Genomic DNA, 1,051 nt, shown 5'->3' with positions numbered 1-1,051 from the left:
CGCACGGCATCCGTCGCCGCCCACAGCTCGGCCTCGACCAGCGCCTGCTCGGCCCAGCGATGCAGGGCCTTGGTGGCGTGCTGGCTGGTCAGGGTTCCGCGATGCAGCTCGAGATACAGCTCTCCGACCCAGACCGCGGGGTTCGGGATCTCGGCACGCGCGGCCTCGAAGAAGACGTCGGGATGCTCCCACACGACCTGCGCACTGCCCTCGAGGTTCTGCAGGCGCTGCGCCTTCCCGGTCATCTCGCGCGTCGTCCCCCCGCCGCCGTCGCCCCAGCCGACCGGTGCGATCGACCGCGACGACACCCGGTTCTCCTTGAACTGGCGAGAGGCCTTGGCGACCTCCATGCCGCTCAGCTGCGAGTTGTAGGTATCCATCGACGGGAAGTGCGTGAACACCTGCGAGCCGTCGATGCCCTCCCAGAGGAAGCTGTGGTGGGGGAAGACGTTCTGCTGGTTCCAGGAGATCTTCTGCGTGAAGAACCATTCGAATCCGGCACGACGCATCAGCTGCGGCAGTGCGGGCGAGTAGCCGAAGCTGTCGGGGAGCCACACGCCCTTCGAGCGGATGCCGAACTCGCGCTCGAAGAAGCGCTGACCGTATGAGAACTGCCGCACCAGAGACTCTCCCGAGGGCATCACCGTGTCGGATTCGACCCACATACCGCCCAGCGGCAGGAAACGCCCCTCGGCCACGGCGGCCTTGACGCGCGCGTACACCTCGGGCCGGTGCTCCTTGAGCCACGCGTACTGCTGCGCGCTGGACATGCCGTAGAGGAAGTCCGGCTGCTCCTCGATGAGGGTGGTCATCGACGAGGTCGTGCGTGCGACCTTGCGGATCGTCTCGCGCACCGGCCACAGCCATGCCGAGTCGATGTGCGCGTGCCCGACCGCGGAGATGCGGTGCGCGCTCGCCTCGGCCGGAGCGGCCAGCGCGGGCGCGAGACGGGCCCTGGCATCGGATGCGGTCTCGGCGATGCGCTGCAGATCCAGCACGTCGAGCGCGTCATCCATCGCCTGGAGGATGCGCATGCGGCGGGGCGACGTCG

Annotated in this window: 1 protein-coding gene; it reads right to left on the bottom strand. The window is 68.4% G+C overall.

The annotated features are described in order from the left end of the window. The coding region (locus ABTZ43_RS17250; protein ID WP_350539645.1) for a glycoside hydrolase family 38 N-terminal domain-containing protein at positions 1 to 1,051 on the bottom strand (1,051 nt) is incomplete at both ends.

Source organism: Microbacterium sp. NPDC097977 (genome assembly GCF_040302605.1).
Taxonomy (GTDB): Bacteria; Actinomycetota; Actinomycetes; order Actinomycetales; family Microbacteriaceae; genus Microbacterium.
This window is presented reverse-complemented; position numbering and strand designations above follow the sequence as displayed.